General features: G+C 72.4%; 22 protein-coding genes. 9 read left to right on the top strand and 13 right to left on the bottom strand.

Annotated elements, in window-relative coordinates:
• The first annotated feature begins 363 nt into the window (after positions 1-363).
• Both AC3CHW_RS11765 and AC3CHW_RS11760 read left to right on the top strand, forming a co-directional pair.
• A complete protein-coding gene (locus AC3CHW_RS11765; RefSeq protein WP_488470407.1) occupies positions 364-1383 on the top strand; it encodes an ATP-binding cassette domain-containing protein in 1020 nt (339 codons plus the stop codon).
• The gene (locus AC3CHW_RS11760) at positions 1380-2243 is read left to right on the top strand and encodes an ABC transporter permease (RefSeq protein WP_488470406.1); all 864 of its coding nucleotides are present in this window, start codon (positions 1380-1382) and stop codon (positions 2241-2243) included. The genes AC3CHW_RS11765 and AC3CHW_RS11760 overlap by 4 nt, the downstream gene beginning before the upstream one ends.
• A gap of 181 nt (positions 2244-2424) precedes the next feature.
• Here the strand turns inward: AC3CHW_RS11760 and greA are convergent, their stop codons facing one another.
• The gene (gene greA, locus AC3CHW_RS11755) at positions 2425-2922 is read right to left on the bottom strand and encodes a transcription elongation factor GreA (RefSeq protein WP_187062953.1); all 498 of its coding nucleotides are present in this window, start codon (positions 2920-2922) and stop codon (positions 2425-2427) included.
• A gap of 383 nt (positions 2923-3305) precedes the next feature.
• Positions 3306-3713: a DUF4307 domain-containing protein gene (locus AC3CHW_RS11750; RefSeq protein ID WP_187062952.1), complete on the bottom strand. Its 408-nt coding sequence runs from the start codon at positions 3711-3713 to the stop codon at positions 3306-3308.
• A gap of 107 nt (positions 3714-3820) precedes the next feature.
• On the opposite strand from AC3CHW_RS11750, the gene mca reads away from it, so the two are divergent.
• Both mca and AC3CHW_RS11740 read left to right on the top strand, forming a co-directional pair.
• Positions 3821-4693, top strand: coding sequence for a mycothiol conjugate amidase Mca (gene mca / locus AC3CHW_RS11745; RefSeq protein WP_176163736.1), 873 nt, complete (start codon positions 3821-3823; stop codon positions 4691-4693).
• Between the two features lie 4 nt (positions 4694-4697).
• The gene (locus AC3CHW_RS11740; RefSeq protein WP_387592066.1) at positions 4698-4946 is read left to right on the top strand and encodes an RAMP4 family protein; all 249 of its coding nucleotides are present in this window, start codon (positions 4698-4700) and stop codon (positions 4944-4946) included.
• A 192-nt stretch (positions 4947-5138) separates the two neighbouring features.
• On the opposite strand, the gene AC3CHW_RS11735 is transcribed toward AC3CHW_RS11740, so the two are convergent.
• A complete protein-coding gene (locus AC3CHW_RS11735; RefSeq protein WP_488470405.1) occupies positions 5139-8564 on the bottom strand; it encodes a tetratricopeptide repeat protein in 3426 nt (1141 codons plus the stop codon).
• 422 nt (positions 8565-8986) lie between these two features.
• Between AC3CHW_RS11735 and AC3CHW_RS11730 the strand changes: the two genes are divergently transcribed.
• Positions 8987-11089: a thioredoxin domain-containing protein gene (locus AC3CHW_RS11730; RefSeq protein ID WP_488470404.1), complete on the top strand. Its 2103-nt coding sequence runs from the start codon at positions 8987-8989 to the stop codon at positions 11087-11089.
• Between the two features lie 218 nt (positions 11090-11307).
• Positions 11308-12357 carry an MDR family NADP-dependent oxidoreductase gene (locus AC3CHW_RS11725; RefSeq protein WP_488470403.1) on the top strand — a complete coding sequence of 350 codons (1050 nt, stop codon included), beginning with the start codon at positions 11308-11310 and terminating at the stop codon, positions 12355-12357.
• Positions 12358-12441: 84 nt separating this feature from the next.
• Here AC3CHW_RS11725 and AC3CHW_RS11720 read toward each other — a convergent pair whose 3' ends face one another.
• The 4 genes from AC3CHW_RS11720 to AC3CHW_RS11705 form a co-directional block, all read right to left on the bottom strand.
• Positions 12442-13140: a TetR/AcrR family transcriptional regulator gene (locus AC3CHW_RS11720; RefSeq protein ID WP_398611958.1), complete on the bottom strand. Its 699-nt coding sequence runs from the start codon at positions 13138-13140 to the stop codon at positions 12442-12444.
• A 5-nt stretch (positions 13141-13145) separates the two neighbouring features.
• Positions 13146-14882 (bottom strand): MFS transporter, encoded by a 1737-nt coding sequence (locus AC3CHW_RS11715; protein WP_488470402.1) that lies wholly within the window; start codon positions 14880-14882, stop codon positions 13146-13148.
• A 198-nt stretch (positions 14883-15080) separates the two neighbouring features.
• Entirely contained in the window at positions 15081-15305 is a 225-nt protein-coding gene (locus AC3CHW_RS11710) for a hypothetical protein (protein ID WP_488470401.1), read from the bottom strand.
• A gap of 107 nt (positions 15306-15412) precedes the next feature.
• Positions 15413-15676, bottom strand: a complete 264-nt coding sequence (locus tag AC3CHW_RS11705) for a hypothetical protein (RefSeq protein WP_488470400.1) — start codon at positions 15674-15676, stop codon at positions 15413-15415.
• Positions 15677-15983: 307 nt separating this feature from the next.
• Here AC3CHW_RS11705 and AC3CHW_RS11700 point away from each other — a divergent pair, with 307 nt between their 5' ends.
• A complete protein-coding gene (locus tag AC3CHW_RS11700; protein ID WP_488470399.1) occupies positions 15984-17183 on the top strand; it encodes an NAD(P)/FAD-dependent oxidoreductase in 1200 nt (399 codons plus the stop codon).
• A 10-nt stretch (positions 17184-17193) separates the two neighbouring features.
• Positions 17194-18150 carry a sigma-70 family RNA polymerase sigma factor gene (locus tag AC3CHW_RS11695; protein WP_488470398.1) on the top strand — a complete coding sequence of 319 codons (957 nt, stop codon included), beginning with the start codon at positions 17194-17196 and terminating at the stop codon, positions 18148-18150.
• Here AC3CHW_RS11695 and AC3CHW_RS11690 read toward each other — a convergent pair.
• The 3 genes from AC3CHW_RS11690 to trhA form a co-directional block, all read right to left on the bottom strand.
• The gene (locus AC3CHW_RS11690) at positions 18134-18307 is read right to left on the bottom strand and encodes a hypothetical protein (RefSeq protein ID WP_488470397.1); all 174 of its coding nucleotides are present in this window, start codon (positions 18305-18307) and stop codon (positions 18134-18136) included. The genes AC3CHW_RS11695 and AC3CHW_RS11690 overlap by 17 nt on opposite strands.
• Positions 18283-18477: a hypothetical protein gene (locus AC3CHW_RS11685; protein WP_488470396.1), complete on the bottom strand. Its 195-nt coding sequence runs from the start codon at positions 18475-18477 to the stop codon at positions 18283-18285. Before AC3CHW_RS11685 ends, AC3CHW_RS11690 begins: the two co-directional genes overlap by 25 nt.
• 327 nt (positions 18478-18804) lie before the next feature.
• On the bottom strand, positions 18805-19503 hold the full coding sequence (gene trhA, locus AC3CHW_RS11680) for a PAQR family membrane homeostasis protein TrhA (protein WP_488470395.1): 699 nt from the start codon (positions 19501-19503) through the stop codon (positions 18805-18807).
• Positions 19504-19822: 319 nt separating this feature from the next.
• Between trhA and AC3CHW_RS11675 the strand changes: the two genes are divergently transcribed.
• Positions 19823-21631 carry a phosphoenolpyruvate carboxykinase (GTP) gene (locus tag AC3CHW_RS11675; RefSeq protein ID WP_488470394.1) on the top strand — a complete coding sequence of 603 codons (1809 nt, stop codon included), beginning with the start codon at positions 19823-19825 and terminating at the stop codon, positions 21629-21631.
• Positions 21632-21773: 142 nt separating this feature from the next.
• On the opposite strand, the gene AC3CHW_RS11670 is transcribed toward AC3CHW_RS11675, so the two are convergent.
• Genes AC3CHW_RS11670 through AC3CHW_RS11660 form a run of 3 tightly spaced genes read right to left on the bottom strand, consistent with a single transcriptional unit; the run spans position 21774 to position 25616 of the window.
• Positions 21774-22571, bottom strand: a complete 798-nt coding sequence (locus tag AC3CHW_RS11670; RefSeq protein WP_488470393.1) for a hypothetical protein — start codon at positions 22569-22571, stop codon at positions 21774-21776.
• Positions 22558-24402, bottom strand: coding sequence for a vWA domain-containing protein (locus AC3CHW_RS11665; protein WP_488470392.1), 1845 nt, complete (start codon positions 24400-24402; stop codon positions 22558-22560). Before AC3CHW_RS11665 ends, AC3CHW_RS11670 begins: the two co-directional genes overlap by 14 nt.
• Positions 24399-25616, bottom strand: a complete 1218-nt coding sequence (locus tag AC3CHW_RS11660; RefSeq protein ID WP_488470391.1) for a toxic anion resistance protein — start codon at positions 25614-25616, stop codon at positions 24399-24401. The genes AC3CHW_RS11665 and AC3CHW_RS11660 overlap by 4 nt, the downstream gene beginning before the upstream one ends.
• Positions 25617-25618 lie beyond the last annotated feature (2 nt).

Here is a 25618-nt window from a genome sequence, read left to right as displayed (position 1 = left end):
CCGGCGTGGCCGTCGAGGTGCCGTGGCGGGGCGGGGGCGTCGCCGGCGTGGAGCAGGGCGGGGGGCCGTCCGAGGGGCGGTGAAGCCCGCCGGCGCGCTCTGGCGTGCGGGGGCGGGGCGGCGGACGTACGGTGGACCTTTGGACGCGATACTGTCGCAAGTCTTGACGCGATATAACGCGTCTCACTATAACGGTGAGCACTCGACCCTCCTCGGGCAGCGGGCGGGCGAGTGCCATGGTCCGGCCCTGTGGACCGGACGGTCCCAGGCGCGGCTGTCGCCCATCGCGCCCCACCGCTCCCTACCGCCCCCACAGCTCATCGCAGTCACCGATCAAAGAACCAGCCACCCTGGGAGAACCTCATGCCAGGCGCCATCTACGCCGAAGGTCTGGTCAAGACCTTCGGCAAGGTAAGGGCTCTGGACGGCGTCGACCTCGACGTCCCCGAAGGAACCGTGCTCGGCCTGCTCGGCCCGAACGGCGCGGGGAAGACCACCGCGGTCCGCGTGCTCACCACCCTGCTGCGGCCGGACAGCGGCAGGGCCGTCGTCGCGGGCATCGACGTGCTCAAGCACCCGAACGACGTACGGCACGTCATCGGCCTCTCCGGCCAGTTCGCCGCGGTCGACGAGTACCTGACGGGCCGTGAGAACCTGCGGATGGTCGGCCAGCTCTACCAGTTGAGCTCGCGCGACGCGAAGGCGCGGGCGGCCGAGCTGTTGGAGCGCTTCAACCTCACCGAGGCGGCCGACCGCACCGCCAAGACGTACTCGGGCGGCATGCGGCGGCGGCTCGACCTCGCGGCGGCCCTGGTCGTCAGCCCGCCCGTGATGTTCATGGACGAGCCGACCACCGGCCTCGACCCGCGCAACCGGCAGGCACTGTGGGGGATCATGCAGGAACTGGTGGCCGGCGGCACCACGCTGCTGCTGACCACGCAGTACCTGGAGGAGGCCGACCAACTCGCGCACGACATCTGCGTCGTCGACCACGGCCGGGTCATCGCGCGCGGCACCTCCGACCAGCTCAAGGCGCAGACCGGCGGTGAACGGGTCGAGGTCGTCGTGCACGACCGAAACCACCTCGGCACGGCCACCGAGGTGCTGCGCGGCTTCGGCAAGGGCGGCACCAGCGTCGAGAGCCACACCCGCAAGGTCACCGTCCCGGTGACCGGCGGCGCCAAGCTGCTGGCCGAGGTGATCCGCGAGCTGGACGCCCGCGGCATCGAGATAGACGACATCGGCCTGCGCCGCCCCACCCTGGACGACGTGTTCATCTCCCTCACCGGCCACGTGGCCGAGCGGGAGGCGGAGCCGGACGGCGACCCCGAACAGGTCGGCGGCCCGGGCGCGACCACGAGCGACGGGGAGGTCGCGAAGTGAGCACCACGAGCACCAGCACGGTCCGCAGGGCGGTGCCCCCGCACGCGCGCGGCGGCCTCGTCCAGTCGGTGCGCGACTCCCTCGTCATCGCCAAGCGCAACCTGATCCGGATGACCCGGATTCCCGAGATCGTCCTCTTCGGCCTCATCCAGCCGATCATGTTCGTGGTGCTGTTCGCGTACGTCTTCGGCGGCGCCATCCCGGTACCCGGAGAGCCCGGCAACAACGCCGCCGACTACCGCGAGTACCTGATGGCGGGCATCTTCGCGCAGACGGTGACGTTCGCCACGGCGGGCGCGGGCGCCGGCATCGCGGAGGACATGCACAAGGGGCTCGTGGACCGGTTCCGCTCGCTGCCGATGTCGCGCGGCGCGGTCCTGACCGGCCGCACCCTCGCCGACCTCGTACAGACCACGCTCACCGTGGTGGTGCTGGTCATCGTCGCGCTGATCATCGGTTGGCGGGCGCACGAGGGCATCCCGAAGGCCGTCGGCGCGATCGCGCTGCTGCTGCTCCTGGGGTACGCCTTCTCGTGGATCGGCGCCCTGATCGGACTGTCCGTACGGACCCCGGAGGCGGCCACCTCCGGCGGCCTGATCTGGCTCTTTCCGCTGACGTTCATCTCGAACGCGTTCGTGCCCACCGGAAACATGCCGACGTTCCTGCAGCACGTGGCGGACTGGAACCCGTTCAGCGCCACCGTGCTCGCCTGCCGCCAACTGTTCGGCAACCCGGACGGGCTGCCCTCGGACGCCTGGCCGATGGAGCACCCGGTGCTCGCCTCGGTCCTGTGGTCGGTCGTGATCATCGCGCTCTTCCGCACCCTGGCGGTCCGCAAGTACCGCTCGGCCGCCACCTGACCCCGCCCGTGTCCGGGCGCCGCGACCGGGCCGTGAACGACCGAACCCCCGACGCCGTGCGTCGGGGGTTTCGTCGTCGGGGCTGCCGCGGGCGGCGGCTCGAACACGTTGGGCCCGCGGCGCTCGTGTGGTCCCCGGGGCCCGGTCCGGTACTACCGGCGCGCGGGCCCGTCGCGGTGGCTCAGCCCTGGTAGGGCTTGGCCGCGAGGATCTTCACGGACGCGGTGCGACCGTTGGGCAACTCGTACTGCGCCTCGTCGCCCACCTTCTTGCCGGTCACGCCCTTGCCGAGGGGGGACTGCGGGGAGTACGTCTCGATGTCCGCGCTCGCGTACTCGCGGGAGGCCATCAGGAAGGTCAGCGTGTCGTCGGGGTCGCCGTCGAACGCGATGGTGACGACCATGCCGGGCTCCACCACGCCATCGTCCGCGGGGGCCTCTCCGACCTTCGCGTGCTGCAGGAGCTGCGTGAGCTGGCGTACGCGGAGCTCCTGCTTGCCCTGCTCTTCCTTGGCGGCGTGGTAGCCACCGTTCTCCCGCAGGTCACCCTCTTCACGGGCGGCCTCGATCTTCTTCGCGATCTCGACACGTGCGGGACCCGACAGGTACTCCAGCTCGGCCTTGAGCTGGTTGTACGCCTCCTGGGTCAGCCAGGTGACGTTGTCGCTGGTCTGGGTCACAGGTGCTCCTCGTCGGTGCTGGGGGAATACAAATGAACGCCCTCCTTCAAAGGGTGCGCCTTCAAAGGTGGGCGAAACCACGAGCCTAACAATTCCGCGCGGAAACGGGGAGGAGGGAAGGGCCTGAACGCGTAGGAAACACGTCAGAAAGGGGGTGGACCGGGGTGACAGTGGCCGGCCGACCCGCTACCGGACCCGCTCCACGGCCCCACGGCGCCCCCTGGGCCCCGCTGAACCGGAGCGACGGCTCCGGCGGCCCCGCGAACTCACCCGGTGCCCGCCCCGGCCGACTACGGGCCGTACGGCGCCGACGCGAGGCCTGGGCCGCGCGTGCCCCGCGGACGAGGCGGCCGGCGAACCCGCCGTAGCGCGCGGGCGCGCGGTCAGCCGTCGGACGCCTTGCACTCGACCACCGTGGCCGTGGTCGCCCGCTTCGTCGTACGCACCGTGACCACCTCGTCCACCTGCTTCTGCCGCTGGTCGAACGTGAAGTCCTTGCGACCGACCTCGGAACCGTCCTCGGCCTGCGAGCGCACGGTGCACACGCCCGTGCTGTCCCGGTCCTTGCGCACCTCCAGGTGCACCTCGATGGCGTTCTCCGAGACCGCCTTGAAGGCGATGACCCGTCCGCTGACCTTCTGCTCGGCGACGTAACTGAACCCCGCCCAGGCCACCACGCCCAGCAGACCGGCCCCGAGCACGGCACCGATGATCTTCAACTTGCGATCCGCGCGCTCGTCAGCGGAGCGCCCGTAGCGCTCGTCCGGCCGGGCGTCGCGCACCGTCGCCATGATCATTCCTCCTGGTCAGCTCGCTGGTTGAAAACTCGGAATTATTCCAGCCCAGCTTGGGTCACTATAGGAGGCGTCTTCTTTGACCAAGGACTGAGGATCGAGTCTTGACTGAGCAGCTACGACTGATGGCCGTTCACGCTCACCCCGACGACGAGTCGAGCAAGGGTGCGGCCACCATGGCCAAGTACGTGTCCGAGGGGGTGGACGTGCTGGTCGCCACCTGCACTGGTGGTGAGCGAGGCTCCATCCTCAACCCGAAACTCCAGGGCGACCCCTACATCGAGGCGAACATCCACGAGGTGCGCGCCAAGGAGATGGACGAGGCGCGCGAGATCCTGGGCGTCAAGCAGGAGTGGCTGGGCTTCGTCGACTCCGGGCTGCCCGAGGGCGACCCGCTGCCGCCGCTGCCCGAGGGGTGCTTCGCGGTGCAGGACGTCGACGAGGCGGCCGGCGCGCTGGTGAAGCTCATCCGCTCGTTCAAGCCGCAGGTGATCACCACCTACGACGAGAACGGCGGGTACCCGCACCCGGACCACATCATGACCCACAAGATCAGCATGGTGGCGTTCGACGCCGCGGGCGACCCCTCCAGGTACCCGGAGGCCGGCGAGCCCTGGCAGCCGCTGAAGCTCTACTACAACCAGGGCTTCAACCGCCCGCGCACCGTCGCGCTGCACGAGGCGCTCCTCGAACGCGGCCTGGAGTCGCCGTACGGGGAGTGGCTGGAGCGCTGGAAGGAGTTCCAGAAGCGCGAGCGCGAGCTGACCACCTACGTGCCCTGCGGCGAGTTCTTCGAGATCCGAGACAAGGCACTGATCGCGCACCGCACCCAGATCGACCCCGACGGCGGCTGGTTCCGGGTCCCGATGGAGATCCAGAAGGAGGTCTGGCCCACGGAGGAGTACGAGCTGGCGAAGTCGCGAGTGGCGACATCCCTCCCCGAGGACGACCTCTTCGCGGGCATCCGCAACAATTGACACCATGATGACCGCGACTAGCACCCTCGCCCTGACCCACGCGTCTCCGGTGTTCGAGCTCGCCAAGGAAGTGGATGACAACAAGGTCACCCCTGGCGTCCTCGGCTTCATCGTCTTCGCGGTCATCGGCGTCGCCGTGTGGATGCTGATGAAGAGTATGAACACGCACATGAAGAAGGTCGACTTCGAAGAAGCGCCTTCTGCCGAAGATCAAGGCTCTGACCAGCGCGAAAGCGCGGCAACGGGTCGATAGCGGGCCCACGGTGAGCGCGCCGCCCCCGAGGGGAACCCCGTTCCCCCGGCGGTAACCCGGGCGCGCTCACCCGTGATCGTCTCCCATCCCGCCCCCCACGCCACCCCGTGCGCGGCCTCCCGTGCGGCGACCCACGCGCGGCACCCCGTCCGCGCCCACCGTCGTTGGCTACGGCTACGGCTACGGCTACGGCTACGCGGCGCTCGGCTGTATGCGGCGCGGGAGCACGGCCATGATCTCTCGGGCGTACCGGCTCGGCACCATGCCCAGCCGCCACGCCTGCCACCCGCTCTCCGGCTCCACGCCCCGCTCCAGGACCAGGGCGAACGCCTCGGCGTAGTCCTCAAGCGAGGGATCGCACGCCCAGTCCGCCGCCCGCAGCTCCCTCAGCAGCCCGGCCAGCTCCTCCTGCGCGACGGCCACCCCGACCACCGAGCCGCCCGCCGAGGCGAACGGCAGCAGCGTGCAGCGCAGGAACCTCGCCCAGCTCTCCCCGCGCCGGTCGCCGTACCCCTGGAACAGCCGCGCCGCCTCGTCCGTCAGCTCCAGGGCCTGCCGCGCCTTGCCGTTGCCGGCGTCGATCACCGCGAGCTCCACGCACGACCACGCCTCACCGTGCGGCACGCCCACCCGGCGGAAGTCCTGGCGGGCGTCCTGGAGGAGCTGGCGGGCGAACCCGCTGTTGCGCAGCGAGCCGGTCTGCGCGGCGCGCAGGTCGCGGGTGACCCGCGCCGAGTGGTGCCGGGCACACGCAAGCCCGTACACGTCGCGCATCCGGCTGAACATGTTCCTGGCCCGCTCTAGGTCGCGCAGCGCCGCGTCGTGGTCGCCGCGCTCCTCAAGGGCCTGGCCCAGGTAGTACAGGGTCCACGCCTCGCCCCGCGCGTCCTCGCTCTCCCGGTGCCGGGCCAGGGCCTGGCGGAGCTGGTCGACGGCGGCCCCGGGGTCGTGGTCGACCAGCCGGGCCCTGGCGAGCTGGGTGAGCGCCCACGCCTCGCCCCGGGCGTCGCGCGTGCGACCGTACGCGGCGAGGGCCTGGCGCAACTCGCGCTCGGCGTCCGCGACGCCGCCCATCCGCAGGAAGACCTGGCCGAGTTGGAAGTGGGCCCACGCCTGGCCGTGCACGCTCTCCCCCTCGCGGTGCAGCTCAAGCGCCTCGCGCAGGAGTTCGTGGGCCCGGGCCAGGCGGGCCCGGTCGCGCTCGACCGCCGCGAGGGCGTGCAGCGTCCACGCGCGGTCCGCGCGCAACTCCTCACCCGCCTGTAGCTCCAGCGCCTCGTGCAGCTTCGCCGCCGCCTCCGGCAGGTTGCCCTGCTGTTGCAGGGTGATGCCCAGGTCGCGCAGCGCGCGGGCGGCGCCGGCCGGGTGGTGCGCCTCGAAGTAGAGGTTGACCACCGAGGACAGCGTCGTGCGCGCCTTGTCCAACTCGCCCAACTGCCGCGCGGCCACACCCGTACGCCACTGCACGGACCGTACGAGCAGACCCTGGTTGGCCGCGTTCGACAGCTCGCTCAGCTCGCCGAGCCGGTACAGGTCGCCGCGCAGCAGGCAGTAGTCACACAGCGCGCCCAACAGGTGCAGCGCCGCCGCCTGGTCCACGCCCTCGTCGATCTGCCGCAGCGCGGCCGTGATCGAACTGGACTCGTCGTCCAGCCAGCGCAGCGCGGCGTCCAGCGACCGGAAGCCGTGCCCCGCCGCGGCCCCCGTGGTGAAGGCGTGGTCGGCGCGGGTGGAGGTGTTGCCGTCGACCAGGCGGATCACCGAGTCGGCCAACTCCGCGTAGCTGCGGATCAACCGCTCCTGCGCGGCGCTACGGTCGGCCGGCTCCTCCTCCGCGAGCAGCCGCGCGTGGGCGAAGGCGCGCACCTGGTCGTGCAGGCGGTAGCGGCTGCCGCGGGTGTACTGGATGAGCCCGGACCGGCCCAGGGCCTCCAGGTGCCGGTCCGCCGTGCGGTCGTCGGCCCCGAGCAGCGCCGCGGCGGCGGCCGTGCCCAGGCTCGCCCGGCCGGCCAGCGCCAGCCGGCGCAGCAGCCGCCGGGCGTCGTCCGCCTGGTCGGCGTACCGCAGGCGCAGCACGCGCTCCACGGGGGCCGACGACGCGGGCCCCGGCCTCTCGGGGCCCGGCGGCTCGGAGCCCGACCTCTCCGGGCCCGACGGCTCGGCCGCGGTCAGCTCGCTGGCGAGCGCGTCGGGGGTGCGTGAGGCCAGGGCCGAGCCCGCGATGGACAGGGCGAGCGGGAGCCCCCCGCACAGCTCGGTCAGGCGGTCCGCGGCCAGCGCGTCATACGGGTCGGCGCCGCTGTCGGACCCGGAGCCGGCCGCCTGCTCGGCCGCGGCCCGCAGCAACTCCTCGGCCGCCGCCGTCTCCAGCGGCCCCACGGGGAGCCGGTGCACCCAGGCCGGCAGGTCGGCCGGGAGGTCGAGCGGGGTCCGCGAGGTGACGAGGACCAGGCTGTCGGAGCGCTCGGGGATGAGCGTACGCACCTGCTCGGCGTCGGACGCGTCGTCCAGGACGATGGTGACCGGGACGGCGGTCAGGTGCTGCTGGTACAGCTCCGTCAGCCGCTTCAGGTGCTGCTCGTGGGTGGGGCGCTCGCGGAAGAGGAGCTGATCGCGGGGCGCGCCGAGGCGGTTGAGCAGGTGCAGCAGGGCGTCCCGGGTGGCCAGCGGCGGCACGCTCGCCGCACCGGAGGCCGTGGCGCTGCCGCCGCGCAGGTCCACCACGCACGCGCCGCGGAACTGGTCGCGCAACTGGTGCACGGCCCGCACGGCCAGCGCCGTGCGGCCCGAGCCGGGCGGGCCGTGCAGTAGCACCACGGTCGGCCTGGTCTCCGTGCTCGCCCGGGCCTGGTGGACCCACTGCGCGATCTGGGTGAGCTGCGCCCGGCGCCCGACGAACACGCCGCTGGTCTTCGGCAGGTGCTGGAAGGACTGCTCCAACACGCTGCGCCGACGGGCCGCCGCGCTGCGGTCGGCGCCCCGCAGTTGAGGGGCCCGCGCTCCCGAGGCGAGCGGCGTGGTGGCCTGCCGCCGGGCCGTGCCGTTCGAGCCGCCGTGGCCGTTGCCGCGCGCCACGGCGGTCGTCATGCGGTGTTGGTCGAGGAAGGGGCGGATGCCCCGCACTTCGAGCGCCGTCAGCCACTGGAGCCGCAGTTGCTCGGGCCCGCCCGGCTGGCTGTGCAATGCGGCGCGGCGGTGCGACGCGGGCCAGTGGCCGGCGGTCAGCTTGACGACGGTGGCCGCGGAGCCGGCCGCCGCCACGGAGAGCCCCACGCTCAGGGCGGCCCCGGCCGACGCGCCGTACCCGAGGTCGGCGCCGAAGGCGGTCGCCGCAGCCACCGCCGTCACCAGGGCCGGAGTGCCCAGGTTCCGCCGCGAGAGCCGGGCCGCCAGCGGAACCTGATCACCCGTCGCGTCATCCAGCGCGCGCAGATAGGTGGCGTACTCCTCGTCCGCGGCCGACGCGATGTCCTCCAACGCGGCCTTGGCCCGGCTGAGCAGCGCGCTACCGTCCGTTCTGCCACCCGAACGACGCACCTCCTCCTCCACCGCGCGGGCGAGCAGTCGCTCGGCCTCGGTCCGATGGCTGGGCCGCAGAACGGCCTGTGAGCTCGGCATGCGTTCCCCCTTATGAAGCGTTCGCGCGCTCCCTCGTGCCGTAACCGGTGACGTGCCGTGTCTCACGGCCGGTTCCTGGCGATCTTCCCCGTACGACATCGCGCGCCACCCGCCACGGCGGGCGCGGCGGATGTGCCCAGTGTTCCGTGCCTTTCCCGAATGCGGCAGGGCTGTGGATAACTGCTGGGTGTGGGCTGTGGATAACTCTCGACGCGGTCAGATCCGGGGCAGGATGGCCTCATGACGAACCGCCGGGGCGTGCACGGGGTTCCGTCCCGGGGCAACGCCTCGGGCTGGGGCCGACTGCCGAACGCCCAACCTCACCTCCCACCTGCCACCTCACGCCGGGCATCGGCGGATCAGCGCACACCGGCCAAGCGGGTCTCCTCGTCTGCGGCGGGCCCTGTGAGAGGCTGGATCGCATGAACCGGCTGGCTGGTGTGACCTCGCCTTATCTCCTTCAGCACGCTGACAACCCCGTCCACTGGTGGCCCTGGCAGCCGGAGGCGTTCGAGGAGGCGCGGCGGCGGGACGTGCCCGTGTTGCTGTCGGTCGGGTACTCCGCGTGTCACTGGTGTCACGTCATGGCGCACGAGTCCTTCGCCGACGAATCGGTCGCCGCCTATCTCAACGAGCACTTCGTCTCGGTCAAGGTGGACCGGGAGGAGCGGCCCGATATCGACGCCGTGTACATGGAGGCGGTGCAGGCCGCCACCGGGCATGGTGGGTGGCCGATGACGGTGTTTCTCACGCCGGAGGCCGAGCCGTTCTACTTCGGCACCTATTTTCCGCCCGAGCCGCGGCACGGCATGCCCGGGTTTCGGCAGGTGCTCGAAGGGGTGGTCAGCGCGTGGGTGGATCGGCGGGGGGAGGTCGGTGAGGTCGCCGGGCGGATCGTGCGGGAGTTGGCCGGGCGGTCACTGTCGTATGACGCGCCCCGGCCGCCCGGGAACGCCGAACTGCACGCCGCGCTCATTGGGCTGACCCGGGAGTTCGACGCGGTGCGCGGCGGCTTCGGCGGCGCGCCCAAGTTTCCGCCGTCCATGGTGTTGGAGTTCCTGCTCAGGCACCACGCGCGTACGGGCTCCGAGGCCGCGCTGCAAATGGTGCAGGCCACCTGTGAGGCGATGGCGCGCGGGGGGATCTACGACCAACTCGGCGGCGGGTTCGCGCGGTATTCCGTGGACGCGGAATGGGTTGTTCCGCACTTCGAGAAGATGCTGTACGACAACGCGCTGCTGTGCCGCGTGTACGCCCATCTGTGGCGGGCCACCGGTTCGGACCTGGCCCGTCGCGTCGCCCTGGAGACCGCGGACTTCCTGGTCCGGGAACTCCGTACCGAGCAGGGCGGTTTCGCGTCGGCGCTCGACGCCGACAGCCCGGTGTTCGAGGACGACCCCGCCGCAGGCGGAGCGGAAGGTGCCGCGGAAGGCGGTGCGGCGTCCGAGGCGAGCGGGCCGCACGCGGAGGGGGCCTTCTACGTGTGGACCCCGAGCCAGTTGCGCCGGGTGCTGGGGGAGGCCGACGCGGAGTTGGCCGCCGGGCACTTCGGGGTGACCGAGGAGGGGACGTTCGAGGAGGGCGCGTCCGTGCTGCGGCTGCCGGACGGCCAGCCGCTGGCGGACGCGGAGGCCGTGGACTCCGTACGCCGGCGGCTGCTCGCCGCCCGCGAGGAGCGACCGCGGCCCGAGCGGGACGACAAGGTGATCGCCGCGTGGAACGGGCTGGCCATCGCGGCGCTCGCCGAGACCGGGGCGTACTTCGAGCGGCCCGACCTGACGGCGGCGGCAGTCGAAGCGGCCGACCTGCTGGTCCGCGTCCACATGGACTACCACGGGCGGCTGACGCGCACCTCGCGCGACGGGACCCCCGGCGACAGCGCGGGCGTGCTTGAGGACTACGCGGACGTCGCGGAGGGCTTCCTCACGCTGTCGGGGGTGACCGGCGAGGGCGTGTGGGTGGAGTTCGCGGGCCTGCTCCTCGACACCGTGTTGCGGCACTTCACCGCCGAGGACGGGACGCTCTTCGACACGGCCGACGACGCCGAGACGCTGATCAGGCGCCCGCAGGACCCGACCGACAACGCCGTGCCCTCCGGTTGGACGGCGGCGGCCGGCGCGCTCGTCGGGTACGCCGCCGCCACCGGTAGCGGCCGGCACCGGGAGGCCGCCGAACGCGCCCTGGGCGTGGTGACAGCCCTGGCCGGCCGCGCGCCCCGCTTCGTCGGCTGGGGGCTGGCGGCCGGGGAAGCGCTCCTGGACGGGCCGCGCGAGGTGGCCGTCGTCGGCGACCCCGACGACCCGGCGACGCGGCGACTGCACCGCGCCGCGCTCCTGGGGACGGCGCCCGGCGCGGTGGTGGCGGTCGGCGAGCCGGACGGGGACGAGGTGCCGCTGCTGGCGCACCGACCGCTCGTGGACGGCCGGCCGGCGGCGTACGTGTGCCGGAACTTCACCTGCGACGCGCCGACGACCGACCCTGACCTGCTCGCGGCGGCACTGCGCGGCCCGGCGGTGGAGGGCTAACGCGGCCCGGTGGTGGACGGCTAGCGCGGGCGGGCGGGCCGCGTCAACCGAACCGACGGGGTGTCGGTGAGCTGGCAGGTGGACGTCAAGTGCCCTAAGGATGGGGGCACTTGTTCTCCGCGCGAGCGACGTGGCTCGCTCGCGCGTCGTTCGCGGGCGCGCGCGGATGGCCCGGACGCCCGGGTGCTCGGCGCGTCGCCGCTATGCCGAGGAGCACCATGGCCACTGACACCGCAGCGGGTCCGTACGGAGATCTTCCCGCCACGCACCGCGAGATCCACCTCGCCGAGCGCCCGACAGGCGCGCTGACCGAGGAGCACTTCACCGTCGTCGAGGCGCCGGTGCCGAGCCCCGGCCCGGGCCAACTGCTCGTACGCAACCGCTACATGACCGTCGTCGCCGTCATGCGGACGTTGATGTCCGACGCGAACCTGCCCATGCCGGCCTACGAGGTCAACCGGCCGCTGTGGGGGCCGGCGATCGGCGAGGTCATCGCCGCGCCCGACGCGGCGGCCGGGGGCGGGGTGGAGCCGGGCACGCTGGTGCACCACCACGACTCCTGGCGCGAGTACGCGGTGGTGGACGCCGACGCGGCCACGCCACTCGACCTGGCCGCGCTGCCGGACCCCGCGGCCCACCTGTCGCAGGCGCTGACCGCCTGGGCCGCCGTGGTGGAGGCGGCCGAAGTACGGCCCGGCGAGACGGCGTTCGTGAGCGGGGCGGCCGGTGGCGTCGGCTGCATGGCCGGGCAGATGCTGCGGCTGCACGGGGCGGGGCGGGTCATCGGCAGCACCGGTTCGCGGCGCAAGGCGGACTACCTCGTGAACGAGCTGGGGTACGACGCCGTCGTGATCCGGGGCGCGGGGTCGATCGAGGAGCAGTTACGGGAGGCGGCCCCCGACGGGATCGACGTGGTCTTCGACACCGTCGGCGGCGAGCAGTTGCGGGCGGCGCTCGCGGTGGCCAACCGCAGGGCCAGGTTCGCCATCGTCGGGGCGCTCTCCGGGCAGTTGGACGGCGAGGGCAAGCAGGCGCTGGTCGAGATCGACACCCTGCAACTGCTGGCCCGTAGCATCGAGTTGCGCGGCATCACGCTCCTCGACCACCTGGACTCGGTGCCCGCGTGGACCCGGGAGATAGGCCGGGCCATGGCCGACGGCAAGCTCACCTTCCCGCACGTCCGGTACGCCGGGCTCGAACGGGCCCCGGCCGCGCTGGTGGAGCTGATCGAGGGGCGGCACATCGGCACGGTGGTGGTGGAGCTGTGAGCGCGTAGCCGGGTGGTGGCGGCGCGGGCGACCGCGTACGGCGGCCCCGCCGCCCCGGGGCACGGACCCGGGCCTAGCCCGACCCTACGGGCGGGGGCCGGCCGGGGTGTCGTCGGCGGGCGGGCGGGGCGGGAGGGTGAGGCCGCGGGCGAGGACGTCCAACGTGGTGTCGAGGAGTTCCTCCAGGTCACCGGCCTGACCGGTGTCCACCCAGTACATGACGGTCTCGTGGAGCGCGGCGAGTAGCGCGGAGGTGATGACGCGCAGTTCCAGGTCGTCGGCGGGCTTGCCGGTGCGCTCCGCGAGGACGGAGCGGATGATGCGGCTGGACTCCGCCTGCGTCTCGGCCATGCGGCCACGGATCGCGGGCACGTCGCGGAGCAGCTTGGTGCGGAGCGCGATGCTGTCGTCCTGGTGGAGGACGAGGTCGCGCAGCGAGGCGATGAGGACCTGGCGGATCGACTCCACCGGGTGCTCGTCCACGGGCCGGGCGCGCAGAGCCTCCTCGATGACGGGGTCGTACTCGTCGGTGAGGACGATGTCTTCCTTGGTGGGGAAGTAGCGGAAGACGGTGCTGGGGGAGACCTCGGCAGCCTCGGCGATCTGGTCGACGGGCGTCGCGTCGTACCCCTGCTCGGCGAAGAGCCGGTAGGCCGCGTGCCGGATCGCCTGGCGGGTCTGGATCTTCTTCCGCTCGCGGAGCCCGAGCTTGCGCTCGCGCCCGGTGCCGAGCGTGGGCACCATCCCGGGCTCCGCGGCGGACGTCGTACGTGCTGAGGCCATGGTCCCTATTGTCGGCCATCGCCGGGCGCCCCGGCCACGTGCGACGGCGGGGTCGCGGAGTGGCCATGGGGCTGCGCACCGCTCGGGCCAGCGGGATCGCCCGGGCCGCCCGGACCAGCCGCACCGCTCGGGCCAGCGGGATCGCCCGGGCCGCCCGGACCAGCCGCACCGCTCGGGCCAGCGGGATCGCCCGGGCCGCCCACACCAGCCGGGCCGCCCGGGCCACCCGGGCCCTGGGCCCTGTCGGCGGTCGGGCGGGCCGGGCGCGAGTCGGGGAGGAAGCAGGCGGTGAGCGCGGCGGCGAGCAGGGCCGTGGCGCCGCAGACCAGCAGGACCAGGGCCATGCCGTGCACGTAGGCGGAGTTGGCGGACTCCGCGAGCCGCGGGTCGCCGAGCGCGTCGGCGACCACGTGGGCGGCGACGATCGAGTCGTCGGCGGTGTCGGCGGCGTCAGGCGACAGGCCGTCGGTGCGCAGTCGGTCGCCGTACCCGCTGGCGAGCAGGCTGCCGAGCAGCGCCACGCCGATCGCGCCGCCGAACTGCCGCAGCGTCATGAGCAGCCCGGAGCCGCTGCCCGCGCGCTCGCGCGGGAGGGCGCCGAGCGCGGCGTCCATGGCGGGCACGATCGCGAAGCCGAACCCGAAGCCGACGACGGTCAACCACAGCGCGGTGTGCCCGTACCCGTCGCCGGCGTCGGTGGTGGCCCCGAGGAAGGCCGCGCCCGCCAGCGCGGTCAGGCCGGCCGGGACGACCACGCGCGGGCCGAACCGTTCGATGAGGGGGGCGCTGGCGCGGGCCGCGACGAGGAGGCCGCCCATCATCGGCAGCAGGCGCACCCCGGTGCCGAACGCGTCGTGGCCGAGGACCGCCTGGAGGTACGGGGGCAGGATGAACAGCAGCCCCGAGAGGACCAGGGTCACCAGCGTCGCGGCGACCGAGTTCCACAGGAAGCCCCGCTGGCCGAGGAGCCCGATGTCGAGCATCGGGCGCGCCCGCCGACGCTCCCGCAGCACCAGCCCGGTGATCAGCGCGACGGCGGTGAACAGCGCCAGCAGGGTCAGCGGCGCGCCCCAGCCGTGGTCGGGGCCCTCGATGACGCCGAACACGAGCAGGCCGAGGCCGAGGGTGGCCAGCAGGGTGCTGCCGATGTCCACGGTGGGCGCGGCCGGGTCGCGGGTCTCGGGGATCAGCAGGGCGCAGCAGAGGATGCCGATCGCGGCCAGCGGCACGTTGACGAAGAAGACCGAGTCCCACCAGAAGTGGTCGAGCAGCCAGCCGCCGATGATCGGGCCGAGCGGCATGCCGAGCGCGGAGGCGGCGGAGATGGCGCCGATGGCCTTGGTGCGCTCGCCGGGGCCGAACAGCGAGGGCACCACCGAGAGCGCGAGCGGCATGATCAGCGCCGCGCCGAGCCCCATCACCGTACGGGCGACGATCACCCAGCCCGGGGTGGAGACGACGGTGCCGACCAGGGAGCCGACGAGGAAGATCCCGAGGCCCGTGATGAGCATCGAGCGGCGGCCGAACCGGTCGCCGAGCAGCCCGGCCGGGAGCATCGTCGCGGCGAACACGACGAGGTACGAGTCGGCGATCCACTGCTGCTCACCGGTGTCGGCGCCGAGTTGGGACGCCATGGTCGGCAGCGCCACGTTGAGGATGGTCATGTCGAAGCCGAGCACGAGCATGCAGGTGACCAGCGCGCCCAGGGCCCACCAGCGACGGGGGTCGGGTTGGTCCGTCACGGCAACCTCCAGTAGTTAGCGTCAAGTGACAGTAGCTCTCAAAATCGGCTCACTGTCAATCTGCGTCGGATGTTGCTTCGTGGCCTGAGGGGCGTACGGTGCCGTCGCGGCGACGGCGTGCGGACAGCGCGACGGCCGCGCCCCGGGGGTGGGGCGCGGTCTCCTCTCTCTGACCCACGGTGCAAAGAAGCGGGACGCTCATGCGCTGGTCTGGCGGCGGCGTCGCTCCTCACGGTCGTCCCAGGCGATCTCGTTCTTGATGGCGTGGGTGGCGCTGGCGCCGGAGCGTGTGGAGCAGGGGGCCAGCACAGTGACGTGGGAGCAGTAGGGCACGTCGGGTGGGTCGCTGCCGTCTGGCGCTTCGTACTGCTCGCAGGCCCGGTTGATGCAGTCCCACGGCCCGGCCGGCAGCTCGATGGGCACGTGCTGGCTGTCGTCGAAGTCGTCATCCTCGATGATCGCGAGGGCCGACGGGCGTGAGTAGTCGCGGTGCGAGAAGTGCCGCTGGCATTTGATCTTGCTGCGTTCGCCTACGGATCGAACGTCAGCTGACCGTCGGTTTCGAGCGCGGTGCGGCGGGCCTGGTCCCGGGTGCGGGCGTGCTGGTCGCCGTCGTAGTGCAGGTGGCAGCCCTGGTACAGGGCCTTGAGGTTGGCGGGGTCGCAGTTCTCGCGGGTGTGGGCGAGGTGGCGACGGTCAAGGCGACCTTGGAGCCAGCCGGTGTCGTACGCGGGCTGCCCGTTGATGTTGGGGCAGTGATGCGGATGCGTGGAATTCCCCAGGTGCGATCCCACTTGGTTGACGTGGCAACGAAGCCCTGGGCCGCCCGTCTCCGGAGGGTCCCAGGCCGGCCCGGGCGGTCCAGGGAGGGCACGGTCGGGATCTGCGCGCCCACCCGTCACTGGTGCGCTTGCTGACGTGCCATCGTCGGACAACTGCACGGTGCAGCGAGTTCTCCGGACTAACGATTTCGGGTCCGAAACCCCGGCGAGGCATCGCTCCTCCCGGTCCCGTGGCTCATGTCACACGCGGTGGCTGTCAGCAATCGGGGGGCTGTCCCGCTCAAGTCACCGGGAGCAAGCGAACCGACAGGAGCATCACATGAAGCACCGTATCGTCGTGCTCGGCGCCGGCTATGCCGGGGCCTACGTGGCCGGGAACCTGGCCCGTCGGCTGTCCTCGGCGGACACCGAGATCACCGTGGTCAACGCCGTGCCGGACTTCGTACAGCGGCTGCGGCTGAACCAGCTGGCGGCCGGCCGGGACATCGAGGCTCCGCAGCTCGCTGATGTCTTCGCGGGCACGGGGATCCGGCTGCGCGTGGCCCTGGTGACCGCTGTCGACCCCGAGCGCCGGGTCGTTGCCGTGGCCGACGCCGACGGCGGCGGCGACCTCGGCTACGACACACTTGTGTACGCGCTCGGCAGCCACGGCGACGACCACGCCGTCTCCGGAGTGGCCGAGCACGCCTTCGACGTCGCCGCCAGGCCCTCGGCGCTGCGTCTGCGCGAGCGCTTGGACGGCTTGGGCGGAGGCGGGAGTGTGGTGGTCGTCGGCGACGGGTTGACCGGCATCGAGACCGCCACCGAGATCGCCGAAGCCCGGCCCAGCCTGTCGGTGGCGCTGATCGCCCGCGGCGAGCTGGGCAGCCGGCTCTCCGCCGGAGCCCGCAGTCACCTGCGCCAGGCCTGCGACCGGCTGGGCATCACCGTCCTGGAGCACACCAGCGTCGAAGCCGTCGAAGCGACACGGGTGCTGTGCGCCGACGGTACCGCCCTGGCATCCGACGCAACCGTGTGGACGGCCGGGTTCGCGGTCAACCTCATAGCCGCCGCCAGCGGGCTGGAGGTCACCGAGAACGGCCGGATCGTCGTCGACCGCACCATGCGGTCGGTCTCGCACCCGAACGTCTACGCCATCGGCGACAGTGCCCATGCCCTCGGCGACAACGGCCATCCGCTGCCGATGTCCTGCGGCTCGGCCGGCTACACCGGCCGACAGGCCATCGAGGCGATCGTGGGACGCCTGACCGGCCGCAAGATCGCGAACGTCAAGCTGGTCTACCTGTACAACGCCATCAGCCTCGGGCGGCGGGACGGGATCTGGCAGTCGGTCGACGGCGAAGGGCAGGCAAAGCCGAAGTACATCGGCGGGCGGAAGGCCGCGCGGATCAAGGCAGCCATCGAAAAGGGGGCGCTGTGGGGCACCTCGCACCCGACCTTCGGCCTGCCCAAGCGCAAGCGCCGCCTGGCCGCCGTGCCGGATGCGTCCGCTGAGAAGAGCGGCCGCGTAGCCGCCTAGGGTGACCCACGTGGACAGCACCGCAACTGATCGCTTCGACACCAGCCGGTTCGAGGCCAGCCGGAACCGGCTGGCCTCACTGGCCTACCGGCTGCTGGGCTCCGCCACCGACGCCGAGGACGCCGTGCAGGATGCGTTCCTGCTCTGGCAGGCCGCCGACCGTCAGCTGATCAAGGTGCCGGAGGCATGGCTGACCAAGGTCGTCACCAACCTGTGCCTCGACCGGCTTCGCTCGGCGCAAGCCCGCCGCGAACGCACCGCTGGCGCCTGGCTGCCCGACCCGCTCCTCGACGGCGACCCGATGCTCGGCCCGGCCGACACCGCCGAGCAGCGCGAATCAGTCTCCCTCGCCGTGCTGACGCTCATGGAACGCCTGTCACCCGTCGAGCGAGCCGTCTACGTCCTGCGCGAAGCGTTCTCCGACAGCCACGCCGAGATCGCCGAGATCCTCGACATCACCGAGTCCGCGAGCCAGCAGCACCTCCACCGGGCCCGACGCCGCATCACCGGTGCGCGCCGCGGCGGCGCAGAGGAAGCCGATCCGGCATCCGCCCGCAGGATCGTCGAGGAATTCCTTGCCGCCGCCTCCTCGGGCCGCACCGAACGGCTGGTGGCGCTGCTCACCGACGACGCGACCGCGATCTCCGACGGCGCTGGCCTGACGAAGAAGCTGCTGCGGTTCGACACTCCGCAGCGCATCGCCGCCGTCGCGCGGGCCGGCTTCAAGCCCACGTCCGCGAAGCGGCGATTCGCCGGTGGGACTCTGGCCATCCACTACGCGCTTCTCAATGGCACCCCCGCCATCGTCGCAGTGGTCGGCGACCATGTCGTCGGCTCGGTGACGTTCGACATCACAGGCGGCAAGGTCGCAACCGTGCGCGGCATCGCCGCCCCCGCTCGCCTCGTCCGCCTCACCGAAGACTGGAGGCAGCGCGAACTGGAGACGCCGCTCATCGCCCAGTGGTGAGCGGCCCCTCACGTACCGCTGTCCAGCGCGAACAGCGCAACAGGCGCCGCTGGAGGACTCCGCGCCCGATGCGCTCGTACGCGGCGTCCGAGGAGAACTCGTCGGTGAAGCCGGTGCGGAAGTCAGCGTGCTTCAGCCCGTCCAGCAGGTCGAGCACGCCCCACTGTCGTACGACCTCGTCCTTGGGGGCTCTGCGAGACGGAAGAGGACGCCCTCCTCGCCCCGCACCTTCTCAAGCTCCGTCAGCAGCGAGTCCGGACCCACCGCGCCCGGGTCCCGCTTCAGCGAGGCCAGCGGCGCGGGGCCGTCCTCGTTGCCCTCCGCCACCAGGTCGAGCAGGCGCCGGGCGCACCTTGCCCAGGCGCGCGACGTTCTGCGCGCGGAACCCGAGCCGGGTGGGGCCTGACTTGTTCGCGACCAGCTCCCAGTCAGGGCCTACCGGCGTCCAGCACGCGACCACGTCCCCGGGTGACCACTCCTGGCGCATGAACCTCCCCCGCCCCCCGTCGACAACTCGTTCGGCCTGACGAAGGGGCCAGGCGCGAAGCAGCGGGGAGGGGCAGAGGGCCGGCGGCCTACTGTGCACCGTGGGTCAGAGACAGGACGCCGGGGACAGGTGGGGCGCGGCCGTGGTGTGGGTGTGTGGGGTGGTGGTCAGTCGTGCTGGTAGGCGACGAGCGAGATGCCGACGTAGTGCACGACGAAGGCGGCCAGCGTCAGCGAGTGGAAGACCTCGTGGAAGCCGAACCAGCGGGGCGAGGGGTTGGGTCGCTTGATGCCGTAGATCACGCCGCCGGCGCTGTAGAGGAGGCCGCCGACGATGACGCAGACCAGGACCGCGATGCCGCCGGTGCGCAGGAAGTCGGGCAGGAAGAAGACGGCGGCCCAGCCCATGGCGATGTAGCAGGGGGTGTAGAGCCAGCGCGGGGCGCCGACCCAGAAGACCCGGAACGCGATGCCGGCCAGCGCCGCCACCCACACGCCCCACAGCAGCGCCTGCTGTCGGCCGCCGTCGATGAGCAGCAGGGTCAGTGGCGTGTAGGTGCCGGCGATGATCAGGAAGATGTTGGCGTGGTCGAGGCGGCGCAGCACGCCCTCGGCGCGCGGGCCCCAGGTGCCGCGGTGGTACAGCGCGCTCACGCCGAACAGGAGGCAGGCCGTGAGCGTGTAGACCGCGCAGGCCAGCCGGCCCCGGCCGCTGTCGGCCAGGGCGGTCAGCACGATGCCGGAGATCAGGACCGCGGGGAACATGCCGGCGTGCAGCCAGCCGCGCAGCCGTGGTTTGAGGGGCGGGGGCACCGTCGTCTCCCGTTCGCCGGCGGTGTCCAGGGCCTCGGGTGGAGCGGCAGTCATGCTCGCCATGCTACCTACGCCACCGTAAGTTACGGCTCGGTGTCGAGTGGTGATCCTCACGGGGGCGCCCCCTGGACAGAACGCCCAACGGGTCGGATGATCAAATGAGCGCGGTCGGCACCGGATGAGCTGAGCATCCGGGTCGCAGCCCCCAAGGGGTAGCTGTCTCCATCACTGGATATACGGATGTGTGCATCCGTAGCGGATGTGTGCATCTGTGTCCGCCCAAAACCCTCAATCTGACGCCGGAGCAGTCGGGCTCCGGCGGAACGGAGCGATCGTGGCGCGCAGCGCTGAATCCTCCGGGGCTCTCAGCCCCGTGGCTCAGAACAACACCCCCACGAACCACCAGGAGCTGATCTCCTGGGTGCACGAGATCGCCGCCCTGACCGAACCCGCCGCGATCGTCTGGTGCGACGGTTCGCAGGCCGAGTACGAGCGGCTGGCCGAGGAACTCGTGGCGAAGGGCACGTTCAAGCGGCTCGACCCGATCAAGCGCCCGCACTCGTACTACGCGGCCTCCGACCCCAGCGACGTGGCCCGGGTCGAGGACCGCACCTTCATCTGCTCGGCGAAGGAAGAGGACGCGGGGCCGACCAACCACTGGAAGCACCCCGACGAGATGCGCGAGATCTTCACCGGGGAACAGGGCGTCTTCCGGGGCTCGATGCGCGGGCGCACCATGTACGTGGTGCCGTTCTGCATGGGCCCGCTCGGCTCGCCGCTCTCCGCCATCGGCGTGGAGATCACCGACTCCGCGTACGTCGCCGTCTCGATGCGCACCATGACGCGGATGGGCCAGCCGGTCCTGGACGAGCTGGGTGACGACGGCTTCTTCGTCAAGGCCGTGCACACCCTCGGCGCCCCGCTGGAGCCGGGCCAGGCCGACGTGCCGTGGCCGTGCAACTCGACCAAGTACATCTCGCACTTCCCCGAGTCGCGCGAGATCTGGTCGTACGGCTCCGGCTACGGCGGCAACGCGCTGCTCGGCAAGAAGTGCTACGCGCTGCGCATCGCCTCCGTGATGGCCCGCGACGAGGGCTGGCTCGCCGAGCACATGCTCATCCTCAAGCTGACGCCGCCGCAGGGCGAGGCCAAGTACGTGGCCGCGGCGTTCCCCTCCGCCTGCGGCAAGACCAACCTCGCGATGCTGGAGCCCACCATCCCCGGGTGGACGGTGGAGACCATCGGCGACGACATCGCCTGGATGCGCTTCGGCGAGGACGGCCGGCTGTACGCGATCAACCCGGAGGCCGGGTTCTTCGGCGTGGCCCCCGGCACCGGCGAGCACACCAACGCCAACGCGATGAAGACCCTGTGGGGCAACGCGGTCTTCACCAACGTCGCGCTCACCGACGACGGCGACGTGTGGTGGGAGGGCATGACCGAGGAGCCGCCCGCGCACCTGACCGACTGGAAGGGCAACGACTGGACCCCGGAGTCCGGGACGCCGGCCGCGCACCCCAACGCCCGGTTCACCGTGCCGGCCGGGCAGTGCCCGATCATCGCGCCGGAGTGGGAGGACCCGAAGGGCGTGCCGATCTCGGCCATCCTCTTCGGCGGCCGGCGCGCCAGCGCGGTGCCGCTGGTCACCGAGTCCCTCTCCTGGCAGCACGGCGTCTTCCTCGGCGCCAACGTCGCCTCCGAGAAGACCGCGGCGGCCGAGGGCAAGGTCGGCGAGCTGCGCCGGGACCCGTTCGCCATGCTGCCCTTCTGCGGCTACAACATGGGCGACTACATGGGCCACTGGGTCAGGGTCGGGCAGAGCGCCGACCAGGACAAGCTGCCGAAGATCTACTACGTGAACTGGTTCCGCAAGAACGAGGAGGGCAAGTTCGTCTGGCCCGGCTTCGGCGAGAACAGCCGCGTGCTCAAGTGGATCGTGGAGCGCCTTGACGGCAAGGCCGACGGCGTGCGGACGCCGATCGGCGTGCTGCCGACGAAGGAGGCGCTGGACACGGACGGGCTCGACCTCTCCGACGCGGACCTGGAGTTCCTGCTCACCGTGGACCCGGAGGTCTGGCGTGAGGAGGCGGCCCTGGTGCCCGAGCACCTGAACACCTTCGGGGATCACACCCCGAAGGAGATCTGGGACGAGTACCGGGCGCTGGTCGAACGGCTCGGCTGAGGTGAGGGGACGCCCTCTCGCGAGAGGGCGTCCCCGGACGAAGCCCCACCGGGCCGGCGAGCCGTGCCGGCCACCCGGCCCCGCCGCGAAGAGCCCGCCACCGGCGACCTCGCTACCGGTGACCTAGCCACCGGCGACCTCGCTACGGCGTCCGCTCCTCCGGCGCCGGCCCCGCCCCCGCGCCGTCGGGGGCCTTCCGCGTCTCCGGGGACGCCGACCCGGCCAGCCCAGCCAGCCCGGCTGCCTCAGGCGGCCCAGCCGCTCCGGCCAGCCCGGCCAGCCCCGCCGCGCCCGGCTCGTTCGGGGCCGCCCGGTCCTCGTAGTACCGGGTCAGGGCCCGCTGGCGCCACGCCTCCGCGTCCCGGAGTTCGGCCGCCACCTTCGACGCCTCCTCCACCAACAGCCCGAGCTGGCGCCGGAGTTCCTCGTCCGGGCCCTGGCCGGCCGGGGTGAGCCGGGACCACCAGCGGGTGCGCAGGTAGGCGTCCACGCTCTCCGGGGTGTCCTGGCGGATGACGCGGGTCAGCCGGTGCAGCGTCTCGCCGTCGGCCGCCAGCGCCTCGCCCGCGCCCCGCTCCGGGTCGAGCAACGCGGACAGCAACGCGGTCAGGTCGTCCAGGAGCCGCTCCGCCTCGTCGGGCAGCCGGTCCCGGGAGCGCACGCCGGACAGGTACTCCTCCAGCGTCCCCAGGTCCGCGCGTAGCGCCTCCACCTGCTCGCCCGGCGCGGGGAAGTCCGGTGACGCGGGCCGCTCGGGCGGGGCGAGCAGGGCCCCGGCCCCGTACAGGCCGGCGACGACCACCGGCCAGTACGCGCCGGCCGCGCCCACCGCGTAGAGGCCGAGCCCCGCCAGGCCCAGCGCGCAGCCCGTCAGGTTCTTGCGGGACTCCAGGTAGCGCAGGGCGGACGGGCGCCGGTCGGCGCGGTCACTGGTAGCCACGGATCTCCTCGAACGCGCCGTCCAACGAGCCCTCCACCGCGTCGAAGAGCTGGCCTCCGGTCAGGTCCGCGATGTGCTCCAGCTCGGTGCGGTCCGAGTCGCCGAAGAGGATCGGGAAGACGGGGACGGAGCGCTGGTCGCCGGAGAGCCCCCGGTAGAAGGCGTCGAAGTCGCCGGCCTTGGCCCCCGTCGTGTTCTCCCCGTCCGTCATCAGCACGATCGAGGTGAACCGGTCGTCGCCGGCCTTCGACGCGCGCTCGCCCAGGTGCCGGTACGCCTCCTGGAGGCTGCTGTAGATCGCCGTGTCGCCGCCGGCGACGAGCCCGTCCACGTCCGCGCGGATCAGGTCGAGCGCCCGGGCCGGTTCCCGCTCCGGGACGGTGTGCGTGTTGACCTCCTTGACCTGGTCGGAGAAGGGCATCAACGTCACCTCCTCGCGGTCCCGGAACCGCTTGCCGGTGGCCGAGTCGTCGGAGCCGGTCAGCTTCCGCAGCGCCGCCTTGAGCCGGCCGAGCCGTTCCTCGTCCATGGAGCCCGAGGTGTCAAGGACGTACACGGTCCGCGAGGGGCGGCGCAGTTCGTTCTCGTACGAGTCGAGCAGCCGGTCCGCGACGTCGCGGCTGCCGGGGAAGGGCAGCTCGCGGCGCGGCTCGCGGGAGATGCCGTCGGTGGGCGGCACGGACGAGTTGACCGGGCGGCGGAACGTCTCCCGGGTCAGCGCCCGTTGGGCGTCCGGGGAGCGCAGGTGCCGGGTGAGGGCGGCGTAGGAGTCCCGGGCGTCCTGGTCGGCCGACGTGAGCAGGCTCAGCGGGTAGTCCGCGGTGACCACGCCGTCGGTGGGGCGGATCACGGTCAGGTCGCCGATGCCGGCCACGGGCTCGGTCGTGGTGGCGTCGGAGTCCGCGCCCCGCGCGCCGTCGTGGCCGAGCAGCTTGCCGCGCTGGAGCGAGAGCAGCACCGACTCGTAGTTGATCAGCGCGTCCACCGGTGGCCGCTGGCTGGCCCTGCGGGCGAACGCCTCGGCCAGCCAGCCCGACGAGCCGGAGGTCAGCTTCTGGCCGGCGAAGAACTCGCGCAGCTTGGGCGAGGCCGCCTTGACGTCGGCGTCGGTGAGGGCGGACTGCGCCTCGGAGAGCGCCGAGGTGAGGGCGATCAGCGCGGAGTAGCCGGAGTTGGAGCGGACCGGGTCGGTCATGCCGTAGGTGAGCTTGCCGTCGGTGACGGCCTTGTGCACGTCGGACCAGGTGACCCGGCCCGGCTTCCAGCCCAGCCGCTTGACGGCGGCCTCGCGCACGCCGAGGGCCACCGGCGAGGAGACGATCGGGGTCTCGGTCCTGATCTTCTTCTGCTCGCCGGTGAGCAGCCGCAGGTAGTCGTTGGAGGCCAGCCACACCGCGTCGTACGTGCCGTCGGCCCGACCCGACGCGACCGTCTGCGCGCCGTCCAGGGTGCCGGTCCAGGTCGGTTCGATCTTCACGCCGGTGGCCCGTTCGGCGTCCTTGAGCACGGACGACAGGTCGGACAGTTCGCTGCTGGCCAGCACCCGCAGGGTGCCGGGCGCGCGCCGCTTGCCGTTGTCGTCGCCGTGGTCGTCGCTCCCGCCGTCCGAGCTGGAGCAGCCGGCGGCCAGGGCCAGCGCGAGCACGACGGCGGTGGTGGTGGACAGCGGCCGGGCGAACCGGCCGCGGCGGGGGCCGGTGCGCGGGGTGGCCGCCGCGGGCTCGGTGGCCGGCAGGGCGGTCCGGTCGCGGGCGGCGGTCCCGAAGGGGCGGGCGGCCAACAGGCGGCCGGCCAGGCGGCGGGCGGCCAGGCGTCGGGTGGTGCGTCTCATCGGTGGTCTCCACCCAGCTCGGGCTTGCTTCGGGCGCGTTCGATGTGCGCGCTGGCCGTCTGGAGCTCGTCGGTCAGCGAGGCGACGGTGGCGGCCATCGCGTCGGTGGCGCGGGCCTTGTACGTGTCGATCGTGTCCAGCGTCTGGTAGATCTGATGGAACGCGGCGCGCAGCGTCTCGGCGCCCACCGCCGGGTCGGCCGCGATCCGCTGGATCTCGCCGCTCTGCGTGGCGAGCATCTCCGCGTTGGCCCGGATCAGCTCCTCGGTCGTCCCGCGCAAGGCGTTGACCTGCTCGACCACCTTGCGCTGGTTCTCCAGCGCGGCCGAGAGCATGACGGCGATCCGCAGCGCGGAGACGGTGGTGGTCGCGGCCCGCTCCACGCCCTTGATCAGCTCGTCGTTGTTGCGCCGTACGACGTCCATCGCCAGGTAGCCCTGCGCGCACACGGCCAGTTGGGTGAGCAGGTCCTGGTGCTTCTGGCGGACGGGGAAGAGCACGTCGGCCCGCAGCGCCTCGGCCCGGGCCGGGTCGGTGGCCTCCGCCTCGGCGACCCGCTGGGTGACGGCCTGGTCCAGCGCGTCGGTGAGCACCGTGTACTCCTGGAGCTTGCCCATCGTCTCCCAGAGCCTGACCCGCTCGGTGTGCAGCGAGGCGTTGTCGCGGCGCAGTTCGTCCTGGCCCGACCGCAGGCTGCCGACGATCTTGTTGAGGGTGGACTGCGCGGAGGCGTACTTGGCGACGTGGTCGCGCAGCTTGTTGCCGCCGGGCAGCTTGGCGAGGAGCTTGCGCGCCCCGCGACCCGGCCGGTCGCGCGGGTCCAGGTCCTCGACGGTGCGGCGCAGTTCGACCAGGCTGGAGGAGACCCGGCCCTGCGCGTCGCCGCCCTGCCCGTCGGGGCCGCCCCTGGCATCGGACAGGGCGCGCACGGTGCGCTCCAGCATCCGGTTGGACTGCTGGGCGGCGCCGCGTATCTCGCCCGCGCCGAGTTCGGTGATCTCGCTGACGCGGCCGGCGAACTCGGGTGAGCGGGCGTCCAGTTCGGCGATCGAGTCGACGTACTCGGCCGCCCTGGCCGCCATCTCGGAGGCGACCTGGTCGCCGAGCGGCACCAGGCCGATCGCGGACTCCTTCGGCACGGCCGCCACCGGCTCGGGTGGGGTGAGCACCAGCGGCGATTCCAGACGCGGGTCGGGCGGTGACAGTGGCTGCATGG

This window comes from Streptomyces sp. MGP-BFMKR1 (genome assembly GCF_057766585.1).
This window is presented reverse-complemented; position numbering and strand designations above follow the sequence as displayed.

Coding starts and splice junctions, on each gene's coding strand:
- AC3CHW_RS11735 (WP_488470405.1), bottom strand. CDS start 8,564: ATGCCGAGCTCACAGGCCGTTCTGCGGCCCAGCCATCGGACCGAGGCC.
- AC3CHW_RS11765 (WP_488470407.1), top strand. CDS start 364: ATGCCAGGCGCCATCTACGCCGAAGGTCTGGTCAAGACCTTCGGCAAG.
- AC3CHW_RS11750 (WP_187062952.1), bottom strand. CDS start 3,713: ATGGCGACGGTGCGCGACGCCCGGCCGGACGAGCGCTACGGGCGCTCC.
- AC3CHW_RS11660 (WP_488470391.1), bottom strand. CDS start 25,616: ATGCAGCCACTGTCACCGCCCGACCCGCGTCTGGAATCGCCGCTGGTG.
- AC3CHW_RS11720 (WP_398611958.1), bottom strand. CDS start 13,140: ATGGCCTCAGCACGTACGACGTCCGCCGCGGAGCCCGGGATGGTGCCC.
- AC3CHW_RS11730 (WP_488470404.1), top strand. CDS start 8,987: ATGAACCGGCTGGCTGGTGTGACCTCGCCTTATCTCCTTCAGCACGCT.
- AC3CHW_RS11665 (WP_488470392.1), bottom strand. CDS start 24,402: ATGAGACGCACCACCCGACGCCTGGCCGCCCGCCGCCTGGCCGGCCGC.
- AC3CHW_RS11700 (WP_488470399.1), top strand. CDS start 15,984: ATGAAGCACCGTATCGTCGTGCTCGGCGCCGGCTATGCCGGGGCCTAC.
- AC3CHW_RS11725 (WP_488470403.1), top strand. CDS start 11,308: ATGGCCACTGACACCGCAGCGGGTCCGTACGGAGATCTTCCCGCCACG.
- trhA (WP_488470395.1), bottom strand. CDS start 19,503: ATGACTGCCGCTCCACCCGAGGCCCTGGACACCGCCGGCGAACGGGAG.
- AC3CHW_RS11740 (WP_387592066.1), top strand. CDS start 4,698: ATGATGACCGCGACTAGCACCCTCGCCCTGACCCACGCGTCTCCGGTG.